18 protein-coding genes and 2 pseudogenes are annotated in these 15726 nt (G+C 69.4%); 13 read left to right on the top strand and 7 right to left on the bottom strand.

The annotated features are described in order from the left end of the window. Positions 1-33: 33 nt before the first annotated feature. From ACIBF5_RS10940 to ACIBF5_RS10930, 3 genes and pseudogenes are all read right to left on the bottom strand, one after another. A complete protein-coding gene (locus ACIBF5_RS10940; RefSeq protein WP_396810325.1) occupies positions 34-1755 on the bottom strand; it encodes a DEAD/DEAH box helicase in 1722 nt (573 codons plus the stop codon). A gap of 384 nt (positions 1756-2139) precedes the next feature. Continuing rightward, a pseudogene (locus ACIBF5_RS10935) lies at positions 2140-2778 on the bottom strand (trimeric intracellular cation channel family protein); the annotation flags it as partial. Between the two features lie 40 nt (positions 2779-2818). Beyond that, positions 2819-3037 (bottom strand): DUF3039 domain-containing protein, encoded by a 219-nt coding sequence (locus tag ACIBF5_RS10930; protein WP_121159119.1) that lies wholly within the window; start codon positions 3035-3037, stop codon positions 2819-2821. A 106-nt stretch (positions 3038-3143) separates the two neighbouring features. On the opposite strand from ACIBF5_RS10930, the gene ACIBF5_RS10925 reads away from it, so the two are divergent. From ACIBF5_RS10925 to ACIBF5_RS10915, 3 genes are all read left to right on the top strand, one after another. Further along, entirely contained in the window at positions 3144-4079 is a 936-nt protein-coding gene (locus ACIBF5_RS10925) for a pseudouridine-5'-phosphate glycosidase (protein WP_396810323.1), read from the top strand. Beyond that, on the top strand, positions 4076-5020 hold the full coding sequence (locus ACIBF5_RS10920) for a carbohydrate kinase family protein (protein ID WP_396810321.1): 945 nt from the start codon (positions 4076-4078) through the stop codon (positions 5018-5020). Before ACIBF5_RS10925 ends, ACIBF5_RS10920 begins: the two co-directional genes overlap by 4 nt. Positions 5021-5372: 352 nt before the next feature. Continuing rightward, complete coding sequence (locus ACIBF5_RS10915) at positions 5373-5999, top strand: hypothetical protein (protein WP_396810318.1); 627 nt, start codon at positions 5373-5375, stop codon at positions 5997-5999. A 100-nt stretch (positions 6000-6099) separates the two neighbouring features. Here ACIBF5_RS10915 and ACIBF5_RS10910 read toward each other — a convergent pair whose 3' ends face one another. Next, positions 6100-6453 (bottom strand): DUF3099 domain-containing protein, encoded by a 354-nt coding sequence (locus ACIBF5_RS10910; RefSeq protein ID WP_396810438.1) that lies wholly within the window; start codon positions 6451-6453, stop codon positions 6100-6102. A 102-nt stretch (positions 6454-6555) separates the two neighbouring features. Here ACIBF5_RS10910 and ACIBF5_RS10905 point away from each other — a divergent pair, with 102 nt between their 5' ends. Both ACIBF5_RS10905 and ACIBF5_RS10900 read left to right on the top strand, forming a co-directional pair. Next, positions 6556-6843 carry a hypothetical protein gene (locus ACIBF5_RS10905; RefSeq protein WP_396810316.1) on the top strand — a complete coding sequence of 96 codons (288 nt, stop codon included), beginning with the start codon at positions 6556-6558 and terminating at the stop codon, positions 6841-6843. A gap of 13 nt (positions 6844-6856) precedes the next feature. Then, a complete protein-coding gene (locus ACIBF5_RS10900) occupies positions 6857-7168 on the top strand; it encodes a hypothetical protein (RefSeq protein WP_396810313.1) in 312 nt (103 codons plus the stop codon). A gap of 21 nt (positions 7169-7189) precedes the next feature. Here ACIBF5_RS10900 and ACIBF5_RS10895 read toward each other — a convergent pair whose 3' ends face one another. Further along, the gene (locus ACIBF5_RS10895) at positions 7190-7810 is read right to left on the bottom strand and encodes an HhH-GPD-type base excision DNA repair protein (protein ID WP_396810436.1); all 621 of its coding nucleotides are present in this window, start codon (positions 7808-7810) and stop codon (positions 7190-7192) included. Between ACIBF5_RS10895 and ACIBF5_RS10890 the strand changes: the two are divergent. The 3 genes and pseudogenes from ACIBF5_RS10890 to ACIBF5_RS10880 form a co-directional block, all read left to right on the top strand. After that, a pseudogene (locus tag ACIBF5_RS10890) lies at positions 7769-7996 on the top strand (DarT ssDNA thymidine ADP-ribosyltransferase family protein); the annotation flags it as partial. The gene ACIBF5_RS10895 and the pseudogene ACIBF5_RS10890 overlap by 42 nt on opposite strands. A 13-nt stretch (positions 7997-8009) precedes the next feature. Continuing rightward, positions 8010-8444, top strand: a complete 435-nt coding sequence (locus tag ACIBF5_RS10885; protein ID WP_396810311.1) for a DarT ssDNA thymidine ADP-ribosyltransferase family protein — start codon at positions 8010-8012, stop codon at positions 8442-8444. 5 nt (positions 8445-8449) lie between these two features. Further along, positions 8450-9538, top strand: coding sequence for a macro domain-containing protein (locus ACIBF5_RS10880; RefSeq protein WP_396810308.1), 1089 nt, complete (start codon positions 8450-8452; stop codon positions 9536-9538). A gap of 82 nt (positions 9539-9620) precedes the next feature. On the opposite strand, the gene ACIBF5_RS10875 is transcribed toward ACIBF5_RS10880, so the two are convergent. After that, a complete protein-coding gene (locus ACIBF5_RS10875; protein ID WP_396810307.1) occupies positions 9621-10202 on the bottom strand; it encodes an HhH-GPD-type base excision DNA repair protein in 582 nt (193 codons plus the stop codon). Between the two features lie 164 nt (positions 10203-10366). On the opposite strand from ACIBF5_RS10875, the gene ACIBF5_RS10870 reads away from it, so the two are divergent. The 3 genes from ACIBF5_RS10870 to dtd all read left to right on the top strand — a co-directional run bounded on the left by ACIBF5_RS10870 (position 10367) and on the right by dtd (position 12819). Beyond that, positions 10367-10807, top strand: a complete 441-nt coding sequence (locus ACIBF5_RS10870) for a cupin domain-containing protein (RefSeq protein WP_396810306.1) — start codon at positions 10367-10369, stop codon at positions 10805-10807. A gap of 100 nt (positions 10808-10907) precedes the next feature. Continuing rightward, a complete protein-coding gene (locus ACIBF5_RS10865) occupies positions 10908-12392 on the top strand; it encodes a methyltransferase (RefSeq protein ID WP_396810305.1) in 1485 nt (494 codons plus the stop codon). Between the two features lie 4 nt (positions 12393-12396). After that, positions 12397-12819: a D-aminoacyl-tRNA deacylase gene (gene dtd, locus ACIBF5_RS10860; RefSeq protein WP_396810304.1), complete on the top strand. Its 423-nt coding sequence runs from the start codon at positions 12397-12399 to the stop codon at positions 12817-12819. 89 nt (positions 12820-12908) lie between these two features. Here dtd and ACIBF5_RS10855 read toward each other — a convergent pair whose 3' ends face one another. Continuing rightward, positions 12909-13697, bottom strand: coding sequence for a sporulation protein (locus ACIBF5_RS10855; protein ID WP_396810302.1), 789 nt, complete (start codon positions 13695-13697; stop codon positions 12909-12911). A gap of 309 nt (positions 13698-14006) precedes the next feature. Between ACIBF5_RS10855 and sigB the strand changes: the two genes are divergently transcribed. Together sigB and ACIBF5_RS10845 are read left to right on the top strand one after the other, a co-directional pair. Continuing rightward, positions 14007-15065, top strand: a complete 1059-nt coding sequence (gene sigB, locus ACIBF5_RS10850) for an RNA polymerase sigma factor SigB (protein ID WP_396810300.1) — start codon at positions 14007-14009, stop codon at positions 15063-15065. 253 nt (positions 15066-15318) lie between these two features. Next, entirely contained in the window at positions 15319-15675 is a 357-nt protein-coding gene (locus ACIBF5_RS10845) for a YrdB family protein (RefSeq protein WP_396810298.1), read from the top strand. Positions 15676-15726: the final 51 nt, after the last annotated feature.

Genomic DNA, 15726 nt, shown 5'->3' with positions numbered 1-15726 from the left:
GGACAGTCCGGACGTACGGGCGGGACGGGTCGGTCAGAGGGTCTGGACCGTCGCGATCCGCTCTTCCAACTGTTCGATCGTGGCCTGGGCACTCGGCGGGCCACCACAGAGCCGGCGCAGCTCCGCGTGGATCTTCCCGTGCGGTAGCCCCGTCCGGTGGTGATGGGCCGCCACGAGTGTGTTGAGCTGACGGCGCAGCGCGACCCGGCGCTCGGCGGCACTACGGGGCGCGGTCGGTTCCCGGGGTGCCGGCACCGGCTCCTCGGACGCCCGACGCCGCTTGGCGGCCAACTGTTCCGCCTGGCGCTTGTTCAGCAGCACCGCCACCTGGTCGGCGGTGAGCAGGCCGGGCAGACCCAGATACTCCTCTTCCTCGGGCGTACCGGCCTGGGCGGTGGTGCCGAAGGAGGCACCGTCGAAGATCACCTGATCCAGGTGTGCGGTCGCCTCAAGAACCTCGAACCGCTTCTCCAGCTCGCCGCTGGCCTTCTCCTCACGCTGCGCCCGCTCCAGCAGGTCGTCCTCGAAGCCCTCCCGCTTCTTCGGCTCGCCGAGTACGTGGTCGCGCTCCGCCTCCAGTTCGCTGGCGAGTCCCAGCAGGTGCGGAACGCTCGGCAGGAAGACCGAGGCGGTCTCCCCCTGCCGACGGGCCCGGACGAAACGACCGATCGCCTGGGCGAAGTAGAGCGGGGTCGAGGCGCTGGTGGCATAGACGCCGACCGCGAGCCGAGGGATGTCCACTCCCTCGGAGACCATCCGGACGGCGACCATCCAGCGCTGCTCGGAGGCGGCGAACGCGGCGATCCGGGCGGACGAACCCACATCGTCGGAGAGCACCACGACGGCCTTCTCACCGGTGTGCCGCTCGATCAACCGGGCGTACGCCCGCGCCGCCTGCTGGTCGGTGGCGATCACCAGACCACCGGCGTCGGTCATCCCGCCGTCTCGCAGCACCTGCAACCGGGCGTCGGCGGCCCGCAGCACCTGCGGCATCCAGTCACCGGCCGGGTCCAGGACCGTCCGCCACGCCTGGGCGATCAGGTCCGGGGTCATCGGGTCACCGAGTCGGGCGGCCAACTCGTCACCGGCGCTCGTACGCCACCGGGTCTCGCCGGAGTAGGCGAGGAAGATGACCGGCCGGACCACCCCGTCGCGGAGCGCGTCGGCGTACCCGTAGGTCGAGTCCGACCGCGAGCGGGGCAGCCCGTCACCCCCACGCTCGTACGTGACGAAGGGGATCGGGTTGTCGTCGGAGCGGAACGGCGTACCGGTCAGCATCAGTCGGCGTACGGCCGGTTCGAAGGCCGCCTTGACCCCGTCCCCCCAGGTACGGGAGTCGCCGGCGTGGTGCACCTCGTCCAGGATCACCAGGGTCCGGCGGGTCATCGTGCGCCGGCGGTGCACCTGCGGCGCCATGCCCACCTGCGCGTACGTCACCACGGCGCCGTGGAAGTCGGCGGAGGAATGCAGGTCGGCGTTGCGGAACGCGGAGTCGAGCTGGATGCCGACCCGGGCCGCGGCCAGCGCCCACTGCGTCTTCAGGTGCTCCGTCGGGGCGACCACGGTGACGGCCTCGACCGTGCCGTCGCAGAGCAGCTCGGCGGCGATCCGCAGGGCGAAGGTGGTCTTCCCGGCGCCGGGGGTCGCGACCGCCATGAAGTCCTCGGACGGTCGGCGCAGGTATCCCACCAGTGCCTTGCGCTGCCAGTCCCGCAGCGGCGGGAAGGTGTCGATCGCCGGCAGTCGGGCACCCACGCGAGAACTCCCCTCCGGCTACCGGAACGACCCGGTCGCGGACCGCCGGACTGCGGTGCGCCGGTGGTAGCGGTAACGGCGGACCATGAAAACGCCCCCGCGTCGCAGGTGGCGCGCGAAGGCCGTCCCAGCATAACCAGGCGGCGCGGGACGGCCCAGGCGACACCACCGCCCCAGCGGTCACACTCTTGTGTGCCCGCCCACCCCGTCGGAGGACGCCGCGCCGCCCGGGGCGGCATCGTCCGCAGAAGCCACGCTGCCGCTGTGGGCGGCATCGTCACCCGGGGTCGGGTCACCGTCCGGGGTGGTGGCGCCTGCCCGGGCCGTTCCACCGCCGGTCCGGTCGGTACGACCCCAGAGGCGGCGGGCCGCCGGTCCGGCTGCGGGTGTGGTCCTGCCAGCCTGCGCCGGGATGACCGCGACCGGGGCGGACCAGCGCCGGCGCAGTGCCACCAGACGCAGGCCGAAGACGAGTACCACGGCGCCGACCAGCGGCAGCGGTCCGGTCACACCGGCGAAGTCGAGTGACACCACCACGATCGCCCCGGCCAGGGCGGCCAGCGCGTAGATCTCCCGACGCAGCATCACCGGGATCTCACCGGTGAGCAGATCCCGACCGAGTCCGCCACCGATGCCGCCGAGCATGCCGATCAGCACCGCACCCACCGGGGGCACGTTCGCGTCGAGCGCCTTGAGCGTGCCGGTGACGGTGAACAGGCCCAGGCCGGCCGCGTCGAGGACCAGGACCGCGGTCCGCAACCGGGCCAGTTGGGGATGCAGCCAGAAGACCGCGCCCGCGGTGACCGCGGCGGTGACCGCGTACCGCCAGTCGGCGAAGGCCAACGGTGGCACCTCGTCGATCACCAGGTCCCGGAAGATCCCGCCTCCCAGGGCGGCGACGAACCCGACGAAGACCACGCCGAAGATGTCGAGCCGCTTCACCACCGCGGCCGACGCACCGGACGCGGCGAACACGGCGACGCCCAGCAGTTCAGCCAGGAGCAGGGCGGTCGAGGTGGTCACCGCAGAAGGTTACGCGGCCGGGTGGGAGGAGGGCGACGACTCAGTCACGCATCGAGTCGTAGATCTCCTTGCACCGGGGGCAGACCGGTGAACCCGGCTTGGCCGCCTTGGTGACGGGGAACGTCTCGCCGCAGAGTGCGATCACGAAGGTTCCCATGACCGCACTCTCGGCGATCTTCTCTTTCCGGACATAATGAAACATCTCGGGCCCGGTGTCCGCGTCCTTCAACTCCGGACGCTCGAGAACCTCAGTGCTCACGTCGGTAATACCTCCCAGAATGACCCCGCAACTTTCCAGTTTGGCAGGTGACGGGCGCAGGGTCCACCGGAACGACCGCCGAGCGCCCCCGTACTACCGTGATCATGTGACCAACTTCAACTTCCGGTACGGCGCCGAAGTGGCCGACGCCCGACGCGGCGGGCGCCCCATCGTGGCGCTGGAGAGCACCATCGTCTCGCACGGCCTGCCCCGGCCCGACAACCTCCGGGTCGCCCGGGAGATCGAACAGGCGGTCCGGGCCACCGGCGCCGTGCCCGCCACCATAGGCATGGTCGAGGGCACGCTCGTGGTCGGCCTCGACGACGCCCAACTGACCCGCCTGGCCAGTACGGACGGGGTGGTGAAGCTCTCCGTACGCGACCTCGCGGTCGCCGCCGCGACCGGAGCCGACGGTGCCACCACCGTCGCCGCGACCAGCGCGGTCGCCGCCGCCGCCGGCATCCGGGTCTTCGCCACCGGCGGCCTCGGCGGCGTGCACCGCGAGGCGGCACAGACCTTCGACGAGTCGGCCGACCTCACCGCCCTGGCCCGGACCCCGATCGCGGTGGTCTGCGCCGGGGTGAAGTCGATCCTCGACGTCGGCGCGACGCTGGAACGGCTGGAGACGCTCGGCGTCACCGTCGTCGGCTACCGCACCCGCCGCTTCCCCGGCTTCTTCATCAGCGACAGCGACTTCGAGCTGGACTGGTCGCTGGAGACACCGGAGCAGATCGCGGCGATGCTCGCCGCACGGGCGGAGCAGGGCGTGCAGCCCGGCGGAGTGATCGTGGCCAACCCGCTCCCGCTCGACGAGCAACTCGACCCGGAACTGCACGACCGTACCCTCGCCGACGGGCTGGCCCTGATGGCCGAGAACGGGGTGACGGGCAAGGCGGTGACGCCGTTCCTGCTCTCCCACTTCCATGCCTCCACCAGCGGCGCGAGCCTGGCCGTGAACATACGGATCATCCTGCGCAACGCCGCCCTCGCCGGCCAGATCGCGGTCGCGTCGGCGGCACGTACCAGCGCCACGGCCGGATGAGCGGCGCGGCGCGGATCATCGCCGTCGGCGACATCGTCACCGACGTACTCGCGGTGCTCTCCGCGCCGCTCACCACCGGATCGGACACCCCGGCGGGCATCCGGCTCACCGGAGGCGGCCAGGCCGCGAACACCGCAGCCTGGCTGGCCTGGCGAAACGTACCGGTGACCCTGGTCGCGGTGGTCGGCGACGACGAGCCGGGACGGTCACGGCTGGCCGAACTCACCGCACACGGCGTCGACTGCGCGGTACGTCACTGCCCCGACACGCCGACCGGCACCGTCATCGTGCTCGCCCGCGACGGGGAACGGACGATGGTCAACGACCGGGGCGCCAACCTGCGACTGGCCCCGGCCGACGTGGAATCGGCGCTGGATCGGGCGGGCGACGCGCGGCACCTGCACCTGTCCGCGTACACCCTGCTGGACCCCGCGTCGCGCGCCGCCGGCCGCCACGCACTCGCCGCCGCCCGCGGACGCGGGCACACCACCAGCGTCGACGCGGCCTCCGCGGAGCCGCTGCGGCAGGTCGGCCCGGCAGTGTTCCTGGACTGGGTACGCGACGTCGACCTGCTCCTCGCCAACGCGGACGAGGCAGAGGCTCTCGCCGGGGCGGGAAGCGCCCACGCACAGGCCGAGATGTTGACCGGCACCGTACGGAACGCGGTGGTCAAACGGGGCGGAGACGGTGCGGTCTGGGCATCGCGCGGCGGCGCGACCATCGAGGCGGTAACCCGGCGGATCCCGGTACGGGACGCGACCGGCGCGGGTGACGCCTTCGCGGCCGGACTGCTCGCCGCCTGGGTCGAGGGCGCGACGCCGGACGTGGCGCTGGCGCTCGGCAGCGAACTGGGGGCGGTGGCCGTGTCCGTGGTGGGTGCGCGGCCGGTTGGGTTTGGGGGTTGGGGGGCGGCGTACCCCGCTCTGGGCGGTCAGGCTTGATCCCGTCGCGGGGCACGCCGCCCCCCAACGCGTAGCGGGTCAGCGGTACGCGTTGGGCTCGGCTGGAAGCGGCTGCTGCTCGGTGTGCTGCCGGACGGATTCTCCCCGATGTTCCGAGTGTCACCGGATGCGAGGTTTCTGGGCTTGATCAACATGGTCCGGGGCGTGGTCGGTGGAATGTTGGCGGGGGTGGGGTCGTTATACATCGCGTACGACCGGAGCAGCGCCGAGGCAGTGTTCTTCCCCGCCTCATAGAGGGCCTGTGGCCTCGTACTTCTTCTTCCTTCGAGCACGGCACCTTCCCCTTTGTGTGTGCGTGCTGGGAGAGCCCCCGATTGGAAGGTGAACCATCGTGAAGACGACTTTCACCGCTGTTACCAAGACTTCGTTCGTTCGTAGGACCGCTCTGGGTGTCGCCAGCCTCGCCTTCGTTGGTGGTGCTGTTGCCGGTCCGGCGTCGCACGCGTTCGCGTCCCCGGTGGAGCACGCCGCCCCGGCGATGACCACGGTTGCCGCGGTGACCAGTGACAAGCCGGGCATGGACAAGCTTGTCCCGCACGGCACGCAGGGTGCCCAGTCGCAGATCAGCCTGTCGAAGGAGCAGACCGACAACGCCAAGGCGATCACTGATACCGCCAAGAAGTTGGGTATGGGTGAGCGTGGTGCGGTGATCGCGGTCGCTACCTCGATGCAGGAGTCGAAGTTGGAGAACCTGGGTCACCTGGGTGACATGAACGACCACGACTCCCTGGGTCTGTTCCAGCAGCGCCCGTCCTCGGGTTGGGGTACCCCGGCGCAGATCACCGACCCGACGTACGCGGCGACGGCGTTCCTGAGCAATCTGAAGCAGGTTGATGGTTGGCAGGATCTGCCGTTGACGGTGGCGGCGCAGAAGGTTCAGGTGTCGGCGTTCCCGGACGCGTACGCGCAGTGGGAGAACCAGGCCGCCCACATCGTCCAGGACGTCTGGACCAAGTAATTCCGAAACAGCAATATGAAAAGCCGGACCCCGAGAGGGGTCCGGCTTTTCGCTGTCCGCGTTCCGTTCTCAGCGGGGTCGGCTGGCCCGCACCGCCGGCTCAGGGTTCGGCGTCGATGACCGGGTGGGGACGCTCCTGCGCGGTGAGGCTGCGGGGCGGGGCGTCGTCGAGATTGCGCTGACGGAAACGAGCGAGCCGGTGCTGGTCCTTCGGCGGCCGGTCGTTGGCGAGCAGCACGGCCAGCCAGGGTACGAGGACCATGCCGACCGCACAGAGCGGCAACCAGAGCCAGAGCAGGGGCGCCTTGACGCCCACCAGGACGGCACCGGCGACGATGCAGACGATCCGGATGGACATCATCACGACGTACCGCACCTGCCGGCTGTGTAACTGGTCTGGCTGGCTCCGTGAGGCGTCGGTGATCAAAATTGGCTGGTACGCCTGGTGCTTCACACGGTCCTCCTCGGGGTGCCGCTCCATCCTCGCACCTCAAGGAGAGTGCCGCCGACGAGCTGACCAGGGACATCCGTGTTACGTACGTGGTACGCTCCCCGCGTGGGCAGCAGGTTCGGCTTCACCGACGAGGCATTGGACAACCTGAAGGTCTACGACGTCACCCCCGGCGAGGTCTGGGAGGCCCTGCACAGCGCACGGCGGGTCATCCGGCACCTCGGCGACGACGTGATGGTCGTGTACGCGACCGCACGGCGGGGACGGCGTCTGGCGATACTGCTGGCCGAGGCCGACCATGCCGACAACGACTGGGACATCCTCTCCGCGCGTGACCTCAGCGACACCGAGTCCAAGCGCTACGAGGAGGCCATCCGGGGATGGCGACGATGAGGAGGCGGTGACGATGAACCGACACGACGCAACCAAGCACTTCCACGAGGGCGGCGACCGGCTCGCGGACCTGATCGACGACGCTGCACCGGTCGAGTTGCCCACGCCCGACACCGACGTGCCGATGGTCAGTCGCTCGGTGCGGCTGCCAGTGGAGACGTACGAACGGGTCCGGGCCGCCGCCGACGCCCGTGGCATCGGAGTCACCACCCTGATGCGGCAGTGGATCGAGGCCGGCCTCGCCGACCTGGACGACTCCGCGACCGTGTCCCTGGCCGACGTACGCCGGGCGCTGGCCGCGCTCGCCCACCCGACCGCCGCCTGAGCCGTACCGGCCGGCAGAGGGTCAGGCTTTCGAGGCGGCCTTCATCCGCTGCTTGTGCACACGCACCTTGAGCAGCGACTCGGGATCGGTGATGTCGGCGACCGAGTAGTGGGCGTCCGCGTCGCCGTACTGACCGGCCGCCTCCTGCCAGCCCGTCGGCCGCACGTCGAACCGCTTGCCGAGCAGGGCCAGGAAAATCTGCGACTTCTGCTTGCCGAACCCCGGCAACTCGTTGATCCGCTTGAACGCGGTCCGGCCGTCCGGTGCCTCGGTCCAGATCTTCGCCGGGTCGCCGTCGTACCGCTCCACCAACACCCGGCACAGTTCCTGGACCCGCGCGGCCATCGCCTTCGGGAACCGGTGCGGCGCGGGCCGCTCGGCGAACACGGCGGTGAGCGCCTCCGGGTCGTACCCGGCCAACTCGGCGGCGTCCGGCTCGTGCCCCAGCCGACGCACCAGGTCGTACGGGGCGGCGAACGCCCCGTAGTGTCCGATTGGTTGGCCCGCAATCGGAAAAGGTTCGATAGAGTCTGCGGACTGGTTTGAGCAGAAGACGCAGGAGTCGAGCTGCCATGATGGCGAACCGAGTGACGGCTCGGCATGTCTGATGCGGTGAGCGTGAGAGACCGGTGGATCTATCACTTCACGCACGTGGACAACATCGAGGCGATCTTCAGTTCGGGCCACGTGGCCTGTGACGTGACCGCACGCGAGGGTCTGACTCGCACCGAGGTCGGCGACCCTGCAATCAAGGAGTCCCGTCGTCGACGACCGGTACTGGCCGGGCCGGGCGGACAGGTGGGCGACTACGTCCCATTCTACTATGCCCCGAGATCGCCCCATGATGTTCCGAATTGCCTGCGACCACCGGGACAGCAAGCCGAACTGCTATCCGGGCGGAGACCAGCCGCTCGTCTACCTCGTGACCAGGGTCGGTTCTGCGGTCGACGGCGCATCAGGATGGGTCGGCACGGACGGCAACGCCGCCACCGCCACCACGGAGTTCACCGCCGACGTCCAAGCGTTGAGCGAGATGGTCGACTGGCCGCTCATGACTGCCGAGCGCTGGAACAACACCGCCGAGGACATGGACCGCCAGCGCCGGCGTCAGGCAGAATTCCTCGTTCACCAGAAGTTGGACGCGCAGTTGATCACGTGGGTTGGCGTATACGATGATCACCACCAGTCACGGGTACAGGCGTTCCTAGCAGGGCATCCGCTCACAGAGCGCGTTATTGTCAGGCCAAGCTGGTACTACGGGTACGGAAGGAGGTGAGAAGCATGATTGAGGATGGGCACGGCAACCTGCTCACCGCCGAGGTCGAGGCTCTGGTCAACACGGTCAACACGGTTGGCGTTATGGGTAAGGGCATCGCTCTGCAGTTCAAACGGGCATTCCCCGCGAACTTCCGCGCCTACCGGAGCGCCTGCACGAGGGGTGAGGTTCGCTTGGGTCAGGTCTGGACGTTTGACAATGCCATACTCGGGCTCCATCGATACATCCTGAACTTTCCAACCAAGGGGCATTGGCGGGGCAGGTCACGCCTGGAAGACATCGCAGCGGGCCTGGACTCGCTGGTCGAAGTCGTCAACGAACGAGCCATCACCTCCATCGCCATACCCGCCCTGGGCTGCGGCAACGGTGGCTTGCGGTGGAGCGACGTTCGTCCGCTGATTGAGCAGGCCGCCGACCGTATGTCTAACGTCCGCGTCGTGATCTTCCCTCCGGAGGGAGCTCCAGAGCCTGCCGCGATGCCCAACGCAACGCCAGTCGCCGCCTTGACTCCCCTGCGCGCCGTGCTACTGATCGCGATCGCCCGGTACCTCGACCGCGCTCGGCTTCAGGAGGTTCGGGAGGGGATCAGTGAGCTGGAGATTCAGAAACTCGCCTACTTCCTTCAGGTTCTAGGCACACCGCTGAGGTTGGCGTTCAACCGGGGAACCTATGGGCCCTATGCGCCGAGCCTCGGCCATGTGCTGGACAGCCTTGAGGGTCACTACCTGTCGGGCATTGGAGATCGGTCTGCACCGGTGACTCAGTTCGCTCCGATCAACCCCCTTCCCGAGAGCGTCGAGGCAGCCGAGACAGCCCTACGAGGTGAAGATGAAATCGTCCGACGCGTGGATGAGCTTTTAGAGCTGGTCGAGAGCTTCGAAACGCCTTACAGTCTCGAACTGCTCGCCACGGTGCACTTCGCCTCTATTCAGGCACCCCTGACGGCCGAGCCAGCCGAGTTGGCCGACCGAGTGGGGTCTTGGAGTCTCCGCAAGGCACGCATGTTCACAGACAAGCACGTACGAGTAGCCGCAGCCCGTTTGCAGGAACACGAGCTTCTGCCAGCCCAACAGAAGCGAGCCCGCTTCCCATAGGCACCACATGCTGAGGTCGCGGACATTAGCGTGCGAGGCTCAGCCCACACCAATGGAAAGAAGTTCACTTGCGAGCCGAGGACTAACTCTCCGCCTTGGCCTCGGCCTTCATCTGCTTCTTGTACTCGCGAACCTTGGCCAACGACTCTGCATCAACGATGTCCGCCACGGAGCGGTACACCCCCTCGTCTCCGTACCCGCCCGCAGCCTTCCGCCATCCGTCCGGCTGTACTCCGTACTGCTTTCCCAGCAGCGCCACGAAGATCTGCGACTTCTGCTTGCCGAATCCAGGCAGCGCCTCGATCCGCTTCACCAATTCCTTGCCGTCACTCACGTTGCCCCAAAGCGCCGAGGCGTCCCCGTCATACTGATCAACCAGTACCCGACACACCTCCTGAGCCCGGGTTGCCATGGCCTTCGGAAAGCGATGCAGCGCCGGAGGCGTCGAGACGATCTCGATCAGCTGATCGGGGTCGTAATCGGCTAGTTCTGCCGCGGTCGGCTCATGTCCGAGTCGTTGCGCGAGCACGTACGGTGACGTGAACGCCTTCTCCATTGTGATTTGTTGATCCAGGGTCATGCCGAGCAGCAGTGCCAGCGGGCTGCGCTGAAGCAGTTCGTTCGCCTCGGCGTCGATGGGCAGCGACAACGTCATGCCCACCATCCTGCCGCCTGACCCACGGCACCGGCAGACGGACCCGCCGCCGGTTACCCTCACCTCGTTCCGCCGTCGCCAGGCCGAGCGGTCCCACCACCCCGACCGGAGCGGTCGGGGTGCGCCGACTGCGGCGTGGCGGACGGTAGCCGTACCCGGAAGGAGCGTCACCCGTGACCACGCCGCCCCGGCCCGACCTGGCCGCCCAGCTCGACCTTGCCCCCCACCCCGAGGGCGGCTGGTTCCGCGAGACCTGGCGGTCCGCACACACCTTCGAACCCCAGGGGTACGCCGGCAAGCGCAACGCCGCCACCGCGATCCACTTCCTGCTCGCCCCCGGGGAGGAGTCCCGCTGGCACCTGGTCCGCTCGGACGAACTCTGGTTCTGGCACTCCGGCGGCCCGCTGACGCTGCGCTTCGGCGGCACCGGAACGGAACCGGACGCCGACCCGGTCGAGGTCGTGCTCGGTGCCGACGTGGCGGCCGGCGAACGGCCCCAGGTGCTGATCCCCGGCGGGGTGTGGCAGGCGGCGGTGCCGGCCGGCGACGAGCCGGTGCTGGTGAGCTGTGTGGTGGCGCCCGGCTTCGACTTCGCGGACTTCGAGCTGCGCTGAGCGCCGCACCGGCTCACGGGCGCGGGGCGCAGGATCGCGCTCCGGGCGTTTCTGCCGGGGTTGCGCCGGGCGGCCCGGGACCACCGGGCAGGATGGCGGGGTGGACGAAAACGACATGCTCCTCTCCCCGGCCGGCGTCGACCAGCTACGCACCGCGCTGACCAACGCCGGTTACACGTCGAGCGGCATCGCCGAACGGCTCGGACCGCAGGCGACGAGCGGGATGGCCCGCAACGACTTCCGGGCCGCGCTGCGGGCCACCGCCGACCGGGACCCGCTCGGCACGCTGATCCGCCTCTTCGTCTGCGCCCAGACCGAATCGGAGTCGGCGGTCGCGGCGGCCCTCGCCCCTCTTCCGCTCGCCGACGCGCTCGCCGCCGGCATCGTCGAACCCGCCGACGGCGGCCTGCGCCAGGGCATCGACCTCGAACCGTACGGGGACGCCTGGTGGGCGCTCTCCGACGTCCCAGGGAGCGCCCGTCCGGGCCGTCCGCTCGCCGCCGACCATGTGCTCGGCATCGGCGGGGCGTCCACCACGCTGGTCGGTGCGACCGTACGGCGACCGGTCGAGACCGCACTGGACCTCGGCACCGGCTCCGGCGTACAGGCGCTGCACCTGGCCACGCACGCGCGCCGGGTGACGGCCACCGACGTCTCGGCCCGTTCGCTGCGTTTCGCGGCCACCACCGCCGCTCTGAACGGCCAGAGCTGGGAGTTGCTCTCGGGCGACATGACCGCGCCGGTCGCGGGTCGCCGGTTCGACCTGGTGGTGAGCAACCCGCCGTTCGTGGTGGGGCCCGGCACCACCACCCACAGCTACCGTGACTCGGGACGGGTCGGTGACGGGATCGCCGCCGAGTTGGCAGCCGCCGCCCCCGATCTGCTCACCGAGGGCGGAACCATGCAGTACCTGGCGAACTGGGTACACGTCGCCGGCGAGGACTGGGGCGAGCGGGTGGCCGGCTGGTTCACCGGCACCGGTCTGGACGCATGGGTGATCCAACGCGAGGTGGCCGACCCGATGGCGTACGTCGACCTCTGGCTGGCCGACGCGAGTGAGGCGGCCGACCCGTACCGGATCGCGGCGTGGCTGGACTGGTTCGACGCGCAGAAGGTGGAGGCGGTTGGCTTCGGTGTGATCAACCTGCGCCGCTCCGGTCATGACCAGCCGGTGGTCCGGGTGGAAGATCTCCGCCAGCCGGTGCAGCCGCCGATGGGCGATCAGATCGCCGCCTGGTTCGACCGCCAGGACTGGCTCCGGGTACGCGACACCGAGGCGCTGCTGGCGAGCCGTTACCGGATGGCGGAGGGTCTGAAACTGCGCCAGGAGGCGACGATGGGCCCGGAGGGCTGGGCGGTCGACCGTCAGGTGCTCGCCATGCCGAACGGGCTGCGGTGGAGCGAGGAGGTCGACCCGTTGGTGCTGGCCCTGGTCAGCGGTGCCGACGGGCAGTTGCCGCTCGGTGACCAGTTGGAGGTCCTGGCGGTCGCGCACGAGGTGCCGGTGGAGGATCTGGCGGAGGCTGCTGGACCGATCGTCGCCCATCTGGTCGAACGGGGTCTGATCACCCCCGAGACGGACTGACGCGGTGCGCGCACTGATCCAGACGGTCAGCCGGGCCAGTGTCACGGTCGACGGGGAGGTGGTGGGCGCGATCGCCGACGGTCTGCTGGTGCTGCTCGGCATCACCCACAGCGACACGGCCACGACCGCGGAAACCATGGCCCGGAAGGTTCATGAGCTGCGGATCCTGGATGACGAACGGTCGGCCGCCGAGGTCGGGGCACCGGTGCTGGTGGTCAGCCAGTTCACCCTCTACGGCGACGCCCGCAAGGGGCGGCGTCCGAGTTGGGGAGCGGCTGCTCCGGCGGAGTTGGCCGAGCCCCTGGTGACCGCGTTCGGCGAGGCGCTGCGGGCGCGTGGGGTGAAGGTGGAGACCGGGCGGTTCCGGACCCACATGCTGGTCGAGAGCGTCAACGTGGGACCACGGACGATTCTGCTCGACCTCTGATCCGCGCCGCCCCGCCCGGGTGATGCGAGTCCGGGCGGGGCGGGGGTCCAGGCACCTTCTTCCATGCCTGTTCTTCCAGGTCGAGTGGTCTAGAAGAACAGGCCGCGCTGGCGCATCGACTGGCGCAGCCAGCCGTCGAGCTGCGCGCCCCAGTCGGTCTGGTCGGCGGTGGCGTAGTCGACGGTGAATCGGCCGAAGGCGTCCCGGCCCTCGGTGAAGACACCGCCCCGCTTGTCGACCTCCAACACCACCTGAAGGTGCTGAGCGGTGCCGACGAAGGTCAACTCCAGTTGGTTGATCGCGCGGGCGTACTGGGGGGCGGGATAGAACTCGATCTCCTGGTAGAACGGGAGCGTCTGCTGCACGCCGTAGATCCGGCCCCGCTCGACGTCGGCGCGGGTGAAGCGGAAACCGAGCCGGAGCAGCGCGTCCAGGATGCGCTCCTGGGCCGGGAGCGGATGCACCGCGACCGCGTCGAGGTCCCCCTTGTCGACCGCGCGGGCCACTTCGAGTTCGGTCCGTAGCCCCATCGTCATGCCGTGCAGGTGCTGGCCGTATACCTCGGTGATCGGGGTCTCCCAGGGGACCTCGAACCGGAACGGGATCTCGTGCCGCTGCCCGCTCTCCAGACGGAAGGCGCCGGTGGCGCGCTGGCGCTGGAACTCCTGCGTGGTGTCGTACTCGCCGTCGCCGCTCTCCACCTCGACCCGGGTGACCAGACCGAGGGCGATGTACTCGATGTCGACCGGGTGGTCGCCACCGGCGACCTGGATCCGGCCCTCCAGTTGACCGCCGGGGCGGCAGTTCGGATTGTCGAGCACGGTTTCCACCGACGGACCCCCCACGCCCATCGCCTGCATCAGTCTCTTGAAGACCACGCCGTCCTCCGTTGGCACTCGTTGGCTGTCGTTGGCGGCCGGATGCGTTGCGGGCCGCATGGCCGATCGGTGGCACAGTATTCGGTCCTGGCAAGCCCGGCGCTGGGCACGAGCGCCAAGAACATTACCGACGCAAAGCAGCAAAAGGTGTACGACGGCGCTGCCAAGCTCCCGCTTTCATGCCACCTCGACGATCGCCTCACCTCCGCTTCACGCCCCACCGGCCAAGCTGTTTTCTATCGGCGCCACACGGCTGCCGGTGCGCACCACTTAGTCGACGCGGGGAGGCGACTGAAGATGGTCCTACAGATGACTCAGAACGAACTTCACCCGGCCGCCATCATCGGGCCCGATAGCAACCGACGTACCGAGAGCGACGCGAAGCTCGTCCCGAGCAACGCCGCGCCGACGGAGACCACCACCGACAACCTGGCCGACCTCGACGCCACCGACGAGCGCGGCGTCTCGGCCGACCTGGTCCGGGCGTACCTCAACGGCATCGGCCGGACCAAGCTGCTCACCGCTGTCCAGGAGGTCGAGCTGGCCAAACGGATCGAGGCCGGCCTGTACGCCGAGGAGAAGCTGGCCGGTGACCCGCCCGCCGCGCTCCGGCGTGACCTGGAGATCGTCGCCGAGCAGGGTCGGCTCGCGAAAAACCACCTGCTGGAGGCGAACCTTCGTCTCGTGGTCAGCATCGCGAAGCGGTACACCGGTCGTGGCATGGCCTTCCTCGACCTCATCCAGGAGGGCAACCTCGGCCTCATCCGGGCAGTCGAGAAGTTCGACTACACCAAGGGCTACAAGTTCTCCACCTACGCCACCTGGTGGATCCGCCAGGCCATCACCCGCGCCATGGCCGACCAGGCCCGCACCATCCGCATCCCGGTGCACATGGTCGAGCAGGTCAACCGGATGGTCCGGGCCCGGCGTGACCTCGCCACCACCCTCGGCCGCGAACCGACCGTGGCGGAGGTGGCCGTCGCGCTCGGCGTACCGGAGTTCCAGGTGATCGAACTGATCTCGTACGACCGGGAGCCGGTCAGCCTGGACCAGGCGGTCGGCGAAGACGGCGAGAGCGCGCTCGGCGACTTCGTCGCGGCGGTGGACCCGCGCGAGGAGCCTGGTGACGCGGTCTCCCAGGGCATGCTGCGCAACGAGGTGGAGATCGTGCTGGCCACGCTGTCCCAGCGTGAGCAGGCCGTCATCCGGCTCCGGTTCGGACTGGACGACGGTCGGCAGCGCACCCTGGACGAGGTGGGTCGCGAGTTCGGCCTCTCCCGGGAGCGGATCCGGCAGATCGAGAAGGTGACGCTGCTCAAGCTCCGTCACCCGTCCCGCGCTGACCGGCTGGAGGCGTACGCGAGCTGACCAGCTCACGGCCGCGAGGAGGGCCCCCGTCGACAGCGGTTCGCGTCGACCGGGGGCCTTTCCCTGTGCCGCTGTCTGCTCCCGTCGCCCCGGCTACCCGTTGCCCCGGTGCCCGTCGCCCCGGCTCTCCGCTCCCGCGCGGCCACGGAAGCGGCTGCCGGATGCGGCTGCCGGACACCGGTGCTTTCCGGAACCGACCGGTGCTTTCCGCGACCGACCAGGGCCACCCCGTACGGGATGAGAGAGTTCGGGGATGAGAATCGCCAACCTCGGCCTGCGATTCCTGCTGGAGCTATGCGCGCTGACCGCACTGGCGTACGGCGGCTGGCTCGCCGGCGGCCCACACCTCTGGCAGCGCGTGCTGCTCGCCGTACTCGCCCCACTCGCCGCGGCGCTGATCTGGGGCCGGTGGGTCGCGCCACGATCGGACCGAAAGCTGGCTGACCCGTTACGACTCATCCCGGAATGGGTGGTCTTCGGCGCGGCGACCGCCGTCCTCGTGGTCGCCGGCCATCCCGTCCTCGGTGGCGCGCTGGCCGTACTCGCCGCCGCCAACCGCTTCGCCCTGTGGCGCCTCAACAGCGACACCGACGGCCGGGCCATCGGTTAGGAAGGGCCCCCTATACCACCGAATCCGATAACAAGGGGCCCTTCCTTACGG

The sequence above is a fragment of the Micromonospora sp. NPDC050417 genome (assembly GCF_044458865.1).
In the GTDB taxonomy this organism is placed as follows: Bacteria; Actinomycetota; Actinomycetes; order Mycobacteriales; family Micromonosporaceae; genus Micromonospora_G.
Note: the sequence above shows the minus strand (reverse complement) of the source record. Positions and strands in the feature narration are given on the sequence as shown.